The sequence below is a fragment of the Treponema sp. UBA3813 genome (genome assembly GCA_002368605.1).
Taxonomy (GTDB): domain Bacteria; phylum Spirochaetota; class Spirochaetia; order Treponematales; family Treponemataceae; genus Treponema_D.
In genome coordinates, this window is sequence record DFEB01000070.1 from 3545 (window position 1) to 11995 (window position 8451).

The window sequence follows — 8451 nt, forward strand, 5'->3', positions numbered from 1 at the left end:
AATGATCCTCTGATTCGCGAAAAAGGATATGTTTCTCGCTATAAAATCGACATTGACACTTTCGTTCCGATGATGAAAGAGCAGGGAATCTACCTTGTGGCCCGAATAGTAACCTTTAAGGATAAAAACCTCGCAGATTACGGGAAAAAACAATATGCTGTCTGGGACAAATCTCTTAATCGTCCATGGATTGGAATTTCCGGTTATGAAAAAGTGAAAGATGAGAACGGAAACGAGACTGGAGCTACAAAAACGCTTTATTACGATGAGAATTGGGTTGATCCTTATTCTCAGGAAGTGTGGGAATATAATGTGCACATAGCACAGGAATTGATCGCACGAGGTTTTGATGAGATTCAGTTTGACTATATACGCTTCCCGACGGATGGAAAGAATATGGGCAACGCTCAGTTCCGCTGGAGAAGTGAGGGCATGGATAAAGAGAGTGCTCTCGTTTCATTCCTGCGATATGCCCGTGCCAACATTGACGCTCCCATTGGAATCGACATTTACGGCGCCAACGGCTGGTATCGCTCTGGCACGAGAACTGGTCAGGATGTGGAATTGCTGGCAGAGTATGTTGATGTTGTCTGCCCCATGTTCTATCCAAGCCATTTTGAGCAGTCTTTCTTGAACTATGCTCCTGCCAGCGAACGGCCTTATAGAGTTTACTATTACGGAACTTACCGAAACACGGTCATTGGCCGCAATAAGCTGATAATCCGCCCATGGGTTCAGGCTTTCTATCTCAATGTAAGTTATGACCGACAGTATTATAATGAAAATTATGTGCGTCAGCAGGTCTATGGCGTGCGGGACAGTGTGAATCGAGGCTATATGTATTGGAATGGAATGTGCCGTTACGATGATATTTCTCCTGATGTGGATGACAAAAAATATACAGGTCCATCTTATGAGGCAGACGCAAAATATAAAAAGCCTGCGCTTTCAGGAGGTTCCAAGGCTAAATTGCATGAAGAGCAGGAAATGAATTCGTCAACAGTGTCTTCTGGCTCTGACACGGCGGCTTGGGATACTATCCGAAATCAGGAAGAAAGGGATAATAACAAGAATAAGGGCGGATTTCCAAAACTTGGTGACATAAAAAAACTCTGGCAGGCTTACAGCGAGAGTTAAAAATGAGGAGTTTGAAGTAAAAAAGTGACGAACTTGAAATACACTCCCGAAGAGCCCATTGCCGCTATTGCGACGGCCCTTGCTCCCGGTGCGCTGGGAATCGTCCGCTGTTCGGGTAAAAATTGCATAGAACTTCTCTCAAAAATTTTCTCCCGACCAAAAGCACTCCTTGAGGCTCAAGGAAACACAATCGTCTACGGCTGGATTTTGGCAATGCACAATGATGAATGCAAAATGACGAAGTTGGATGAAGTTTTGGTTTCTGTTTTTCGGGGGCCTAAGTCTTTTACCGGCGAAGATATGGTTGAAATTTCCTGTCACGGCGGCGTTCATGTCGTGCAGGCGGTCTTTAATCTTCTATTAAAAAGCGGTTTCCGCAGGGCAGAGAAGGGGGAATTTACTTTCCGGGCTTACATCAACGGTAAAACTGATTTGACAAAAGCCGAGGCCGTCCGTGAAATCATCGATTCAAAGACTGATGAAAGCCAGAGCAGGGCAGCAGGGCGTTTGGCTGGAAATCTCTACGAGACGATTGACGGCGTAAAAAAGCATATCGTTGACACACTTGCCGCCATTGAAGTTGAGATTGAATATCCTGAGGATGAAGAGACAATAGCCGATTCCTTTGATGCCAGCGAGCTTGAAAAAGCAAAGGCTTCCCTCACTGAATTGCGGGATTCTTGGAAAAGCGAGAAAATCTATCAGGACGGGGCCAGGGTCGTTCTTTGCGGACGAACCAATGCAGGAAAATCTTCGCTCTTCAACGCGCTTTTAAAAGAAGACCGTGCCATTGTAAGCGATATTGAAGGAACAACCAGGGATTTCATCGAAAGTTGGATTGATTTTGACGGAATCCCCGCCCGGCTTTTTGACACGGCGGGATTGCGGGAAACCAGCGATGCCATTGAGGCTGTGGGCGTTGAGCGTACCCGCGATTTGAGCGATGAGGCTGATTTGATTCTCTATCTTGTGGATTCAAAAAATGGAATCAACGATGAGGACAAAGCCTTTATCCGTGAGCATACTTTGAAATCTGCAAAAAAAATCCCGCTGATTCTCGTCTGGAACAAGTGCGAGCTTACGGAGGGGAATTTTGCCTCGTTGAATGACGCTGACATTCCTCAAGTCAGAATTTCTGCAAAAAAAGGCATGGGACTGGGAGATTTAAGCGAGGCTGTTAGAAAAAGCCTTTCTGTCGCCGAAAAATCCGAGCGGAATTCCACAGGGCTTGGCTCTGAGCGGCAGAAAGTCGCCGTGGAGAAAGCCCTTGAGAGCGTGAGCCATGCTCTTGCCTTGACGGAAGATTACGCTCTTGACGCGGTGGTGCAGGATTTGGAGGACGCCCTTGATTTCCTCGGTGAAATAACTGGCGATGTTACTCCAGAAGATGTTTTGGATTCGATTTTCTCCCACTTTTGCGTGGGGAAGTGAAAAATAAATTCTCTAAAATTTCTATTTTGAGGTGTTTATGAAAAAATTATGAGAAAGATTGTGTGCTGTCTGCAAAACTTGAGTTGCGAAATCAATTCTTGTCTGCTACAATAGTATTATATGTATTGAGAGGATGCTTATCGTGAATATAATAAAAAAGTTCCGAAAATTGATTTTGGCTTTTGTCTTTATAGCCACATCCTTCGCTCTTTTTGGACAGTCTGTCGAAGATGTCAGCGAAGCTTACCGGCAGATTGATGAGGCCATAGTCACAAAGGCTCCGGATAAAATTTCCGAAGTTCTCAAAAAGAATCTAAATTCTCCGAATTATAAGCTCATTGAGAATTACACTCTCAAAAAAACCAGGCAGCTTATTATAACTGACAATCTTGAAATGGCGCGTCAGACTTCTCTTGCCGTAATCGACAACAATATTGAAAATTTTGACGCAGTTGAGTTATACTCATACATAGATAAGGCAATCCTTAATCAGCAAGCTGCAAATCAAGCGGCAGAAAACCGAAAGCGTCTTGAGCAAGAACGAATCGTGGCCCTTAACGCAAAGTCAAAGCAAAAACTTGAAAGCCGAGGCAACTATCAAAAAGTCAACACGGCTTCAGGTCAAGAAGTTTATGTCAACGAACAGCAGGCTTCTTTCTCTTCTATGATTTGGACTGTCAAACTTGGTCTGGCAGATTTCCTCTATCAAAAAATAGATAAACCTGATTTCTCAAGTTTGAAGTATGGTCTTGCGTTCGGTGCTAATTTGTTCCGTCCTTCAGAGCGTATTATTATCGGTGCTGATTTGTTTGCTGATGCCCACATCCTTAATCTTTCGACAAAGGGCGGGGTAAAGACGCAAAAGAAGAGTCAGTTTGGTGATGATGAGGAAGATGATGATCCGCAGGAATTTATGTTCTCAGGCCGCTTCGTTCCTGAAATTGCTTTCGCAGATTTGAGCAAATACCTGTTCTTACGGGCTGGTGTTTCGGCTCATATCCTTGCTTCAAAGTATCAGGAAAGAACAGGCTCTCAGAAAACATTCATTTCGCCTGTAGTCGGTATCGCACTTGACAATATTTCTATTGGCGGTGCGCAGATGCGTCTCTTCTATGATTACGATATCGGTCATCTTGCCTACGATGAGTTAAAATCAGCTATGGAATTCGGCGGCTCAATCATGCTTCCGTTCTCTACAAGCGACAAAACAAAGATGGGAATCGAACTTGGTGTACAAGACTTGCTTCTCATGAAAGAAGAGAGTATGGAAAACAGAACAAAATTTACATTTGCTATTGGAGTTGGAAATGTTACAAAATAAAAAAAATCTATTACTTTCACTTGTTTGCATTTTTATGGCGGGGCTCATTTTTGCCCAGACAAGTTCTGATTTAACGACCCGCTTTTTGCAGCGTGCTGATGATCAGTACAGCAACATGCAGTATGAAGATGCTTTCAAGACAATTAACGCAGCCTTGAAACTTTCTGAAAGCAAGGATGAAGTTCCGGGCAATGTTTATCTTCTTTCGCAGCAGATTTATCGTGCTTTGCTTGAAAAAATGACAAAAACAAAAGATTATACTCTTTTCAATGATGTCATTATGAATCTACAGACTTATCCGAAGATTTCAGATGATCCACAAGTTCAGAAGTATGTCCGCATGATTCAGCAACAACAGGCTGACCAAAAAGACGAGGCTCGTGACGCAAAGACTCGTGAAATGGTTGAGAATATTTCTGCAAGTCAGCAGGCAAATCAGGAGCAAATCCTTAAATCAATAAATGAAAGCAATGAATCAATGGTAAACTCTATTTCAGACAAAATGAATGAGTCTAACACAACCTTGATTCAGGGCGTCACTAATACGATGAACACCACAATTGACCGTATGGACAAGCGATCAAACAAAACAATTTGGATTATTGCTGTCGGTGCTGGTATTATCTTCATTATCGTTTTCCTTCTTGTTTTCCTTGCTATGCGTGCTTCGGCTCGTGCTTCTGCCCTTCATTCAGAGCAGCTTGATTCAACACTCAAACTTATCGCCGGTATGCAGCAGACCAACAATCAGCTTCTTCTTGGCGGCGTAACGGATTTCAACGGTATGGGCTTAAAGTCTGCCGGAAGTTCTCGTTGGGGCGTCGATGCTCTTCCTGCTCCAGAAATGACCGAAGATGAAAAGGCTGAGCTTAAGCAACTTGTTATCGATTGTGAAAAACTCGGTGGAGAAATTGACGCCGTTACAAAACGAAAGAATAATTCAAAGAATGTCAGTGAATTGGTTTATAAACTTGCAATGCAGCTTGGTTTAAACCAGAATTCTTCAATGATTTACTTCGCCGCATCTATGGTTTATGACGCAGGTTTCCTTGCGGTTCCAGAAGAATTGCTTGAGGCAGAAAACTTGACCGACGAGCAGCGTGAACAGCTCCGCGACCATGTAAATCAGTATGAGCAGTACATTGGTTTTGTTCCCCGAAAATACTGGAAGATTTTCGAGGATGCGGCTAAATATCATCACGAAAACACTGACGGTAGTGGTTATCACGGCCTGGCTGGCGAGGATATTCCTCAGATTGCCCGCCTTATCCATGTTGCTGAAAGCTACAACTCCCTTATCAGCCGCCGAAATTACAAACAGATTATGGACAAAGAAACGGCTATTCAGGAGCTTGAGTCAAAACCGAATCTTTACGATGTTGATGTCGTCAAAGTTCTGGACGCAATCGTCTAAAATAAATCTTTAGATATGAACGATAAGATACCTGCATTTGCGGGTATCTTTTTTTTTATTATGCAAATCATTATACTAAAAGTATATTTTTAATTTGGGGATAATTTTATGTGTGGAATCGTCGGTTATGTCGGCTCAAAGCAGGCAACACCTGTTCTTATAAACGGACTTAAAAAACTTGAATATCGTGGTTATGATTCGGCAGGAATCGCCGTTTTGTCAGAAGACTCCGATGAAATTTTGGTTCGTAAGTCAAAGGGCGCCCTCAAATTCCTTGAAGAGAAAATCGCTGATGAGGTGATTAAAGGCTCTGTGGGAATCGGGCACACCCGCTGGGCAACTCACGGAGAACCCAGCGATTTAAATTCTCATCCCCACACTAATGTAAGCGGAACAATCGCCGTCGTTCACAACGGAATCATCGAAAATTACGCAAAACTCAAGGCATATTTGCAGGATCAGGGAGTTGTTTTTAAAAGCCAAACCGACACCGAAGTAATCGCCCACTTAATCAACTATTTTTACGAAAAAACTGGCGAGATTTTTAAGGCAGTTCTTGAAACTCTCCATCGCCTTGAAGGAAGCTATGCCCTCGGTGTCGTCTGCACAAAATATCCCGACCGGGTTATTGCCGCCCGAAAGGAAAGTCCCCTTATCGTAGGCTTGGGCAAAGGCGAAAACTTTATCGCTTCTGATGTTCCGGCTGTCCTTGAATACACCCGTGATGTTTATTATCTCAATCAGAATGAACTGGCAGTTCTTTACAATGACCATGTTGATTTGTTTGACTCGGACGGAAACAAGGTAATCCGCGAGCCTTCTCATGTTGAGTGGGATATGGCCAGTGCCGAAAAGGGCGGATACGCTCACTTCATGCTCAAGGAAATTCACGAGCAGCCCAAAGCCCTTACTGACACCCTTCGCCCCCGCCTTGTCTATGATGGGGAAAAGCCGGTTGACATAAAATTTGACGAGATTGATTTCGGTGAAGACTGGAAGCAGGCAGGAAGAATCGTAATTACGGCTTGCGGCACGGCTTATCATGCGGGCGTTGTTGGAAAATACGCTTTTGAGAAATTCGCGCGGATTCCTGTGGCCGTTGATGTTGCTTCTGAATTCCGCTACCGAAATCCTATCCTCAACAAAAATGATATTTTCATCGTTATTTCCCAGTCTGGAGAAACAGCTGACACTTTGGCTGCCCTCCGTCTTGCAAAAGAAGCTGGGGCAAAAGTCATCGCAATCACCAACTGTGTAGGTTCTACCGTAAGCCGGGAGGCAGACGAAGTGATTTATACTTGGGCAGGCCCTGAAATCGCCGTGGCTTCTACAAAAGCCTACACCACCCAGCTCATGTGCCTTTATCTTCTTGCAATCAAGCTTGGAAAGGAGAGGGGGATCATTTCTTCTGCTGAATACGAGGATTTGCTCACCAAAATCCAGCAGATTCCTGCAAAAGCCCAGGAAATCGTTGACAATCAGACTGAAATCCAGAAATTCGCTTCTCAGCAGTTCAATAAATCAAAGATTTTTTATATTGGCCGTCTCTTTGACTCGGCTTCTTCTCTGGAAAGCGCGCTCAAACTCAAAGAAGTCAGCTACATGCATTGTGAGGCATTTGCCGCCGGCGAGTTGAAGCACGGCCCAATCGCCCTTGTTGATTCGGACACTCTGGTCGTCGCCATTGCCACCGAGCCTGAACTTTACGAAAAACTTGCGTCAAACATCGTGGAAGTAAAAAGCCGCGGAGCCGTCACGATGGCAATCACCCTGGACAAAAAATGCGCCTTTGATTCTTGCTGCAACTCAGTGATTACAATCCCCGACACCGATGCGGCCTTAGCCTCAATGCTGTCGATTATCCCCGCCCAGCTCTTCGCCTACTACTGTTCAGTCTTAAAAGGCAACGATCCAGACAAGCCGCGAAACCTGGCCAAATCAGTAACGGTGGAATAAAATTTAGACGCAGATGCACGCGGATAGACGCGGATACAGCCTATGTGTAGTCCTGTGCGGAAGTCTGTCGTAAAAATACGATAGATTTTCGTAATTTAAAAGAAAAAATCTGCGTTAATCTGCGCTTATCCGCGTCAAAATTAAACTTGGAGTAAATATGAGAATTCTTTGTCTTGGCGACAGCATAATGCAATATAACGATTTTTCCACATTTCCTCAGACGGGCTGGGTGCAGGAATTGCACCGCTTTTTCCCGGACGATACTGTCTGGCTTGATTTTGCCCGCAACGGACGAAGCACTAAGTCTTTTATCGACGAAGGCCGCTTTGAGCGCGTGATGACCGAAGCCCAAAAAGGCGACTTTGCCTTGATTCAGTTTGCCCACAATGACGAAAAATCCGCTGACCCGACAAGATACACTTCCTGTGAAAAAGGCGGCGCTTTCCGAAAGAACCTCTCTTACTTTGTGCGGGAATTGCGCTCTAAAGGCGTAAAGCCTCTTTTACTCACTCCCATGGCCCGCCGCATGTTTGAAAATGGCGAAATCAAAAATTCTCACGGAGATTATCCGCTGGCGATAATCGAGACTGCCGCAGAAGAAAATGTTCCCTGCATCGACATGAACGCCCTTACGATGGACTTTCTCTCAAAATGCGGAGAAGCCTCTTCCCGCCGATTCTACATGAACTTTGAAGCCGGCCTTTACGAAAATTACCCCGAAGGAAAAAGCGACAACAGCCATCTTCGCCCCGAAGGAGCAAACGCCTTCTCAAAAATCGCCGCCAAGGAAATCCAAAAAATCAGCGAGAAATTCCCGGATTATAAAGAATTGTCAGAATCCTGCATGAAAAACACCGCCTGTTCTTTCGACGACATCGGCGAAAACGAAGAGATTGACGACGAGTACACTGTCTTTCAGAAATAAGTTTGTTGAGATATGCTATAATATACAAGATAAACAAGTTTCAAAAAGGACATCATCATGGCAAAGTTAAAATCCCCAAAAAGTAAATCATCTTCCGCCACAATCTAAGACAAAGCCATGATTGCAACATGGACATGAGCGACACTGAGGCAAGCAAAGACCTCCTTGGCCGCACCTACGAATACTGCATCGCCCAGTTTGCATCCTACGAAGGAGTAAAAGGCGGCGAGTCCTACACACCGGCAAGCGTAGTAAAAACAATCGTAA

Annotated in this window: 7 protein-coding genes; all 7 read left to right on the forward strand. The window is 44.4% G+C overall.

Annotated features, from left to right (window positions below; all coding sequences use genetic code 11):
- Positions 1-1137, forward strand: a 1137-nt coding sequence (locus tag B2089_RS10720; protein ID WP_296687257.1) for a putative glycoside hydrolase, incomplete at its 5' end; no start/stop codon positions are given.
- 33 nt (positions 1138-1170) lie between these two features.
- Positions 1171-2568 (forward strand): tRNA uridine-5-carboxymethylaminomethyl(34) synthesis GTPase MnmE, encoded by a 1398-nt coding sequence (gene mnmE / locus B2089_RS10725; protein ID WP_414717872.1) that lies wholly within the window; start codon positions 1171-1173, stop codon positions 2566-2568.
- 142 nt (positions 2569-2710) lie between these two features.
- A complete protein-coding gene (locus B2089_RS10730) occupies positions 2711-3889 on the forward strand; it encodes a hypothetical protein (RefSeq protein ID WP_296321553.1) in 1179 nt (392 codons plus the stop codon).
- The gene (locus tag B2089_RS10735) at positions 3876-5303 is read left to right on the forward strand and encodes an HD-GYP domain-containing protein (RefSeq protein WP_296321549.1); all 1428 of its coding nucleotides are present in this window, start codon (positions 3876-3878) and stop codon (positions 5301-5303) included. Before B2089_RS10730 ends, B2089_RS10735 begins: the two co-directional genes overlap by 14 nt.
- A gap of 108 nt (positions 5304-5411) precedes the next feature.
- Positions 5412-7259, forward strand: coding sequence for a glutamine--fructose-6-phosphate transaminase (isomerizing) (gene glmS / locus B2089_RS10740; protein WP_296321545.1), 1848 nt, complete (start codon positions 5412-5414; stop codon positions 7257-7259).
- A 157-nt stretch (positions 7260-7416) separates the two neighbouring features.
- Positions 7417-8184: a rhamnogalacturonan acetylesterase gene (locus B2089_RS10745; protein ID WP_296321542.1), complete on the forward strand. Its 768-nt coding sequence runs from the start codon at positions 7417-7419 to the stop codon at positions 8182-8184.
- A gap of 134 nt (positions 8185-8318) precedes the next feature.
- Positions 8319-8451 (forward strand): N-6 DNA methylase (locus B2089_RS10750; RefSeq protein WP_296687263.1); only part of this gene is annotated, 133 nt, incomplete at its 3' end.

Coding starts and splice junctions, on each gene's coding strand:
- B2089_RS10735 (WP_296321549.1), top strand. CDS start 3,876: ATGTTACAAAATAAAAAAAATCTATTACTTTCACTTGTTTGCATTTTT.
- glmS (WP_296321545.1), top strand. CDS start 5,412: ATGTGTGGAATCGTCGGTTATGTCGGCTCAAAGCAGGCAACACCTGTT.
- B2089_RS10745 (WP_296321542.1), top strand. CDS start 7,417: ATGAGAATTCTTTGTCTTGGCGACAGCATAATGCAATATAACGATTTT.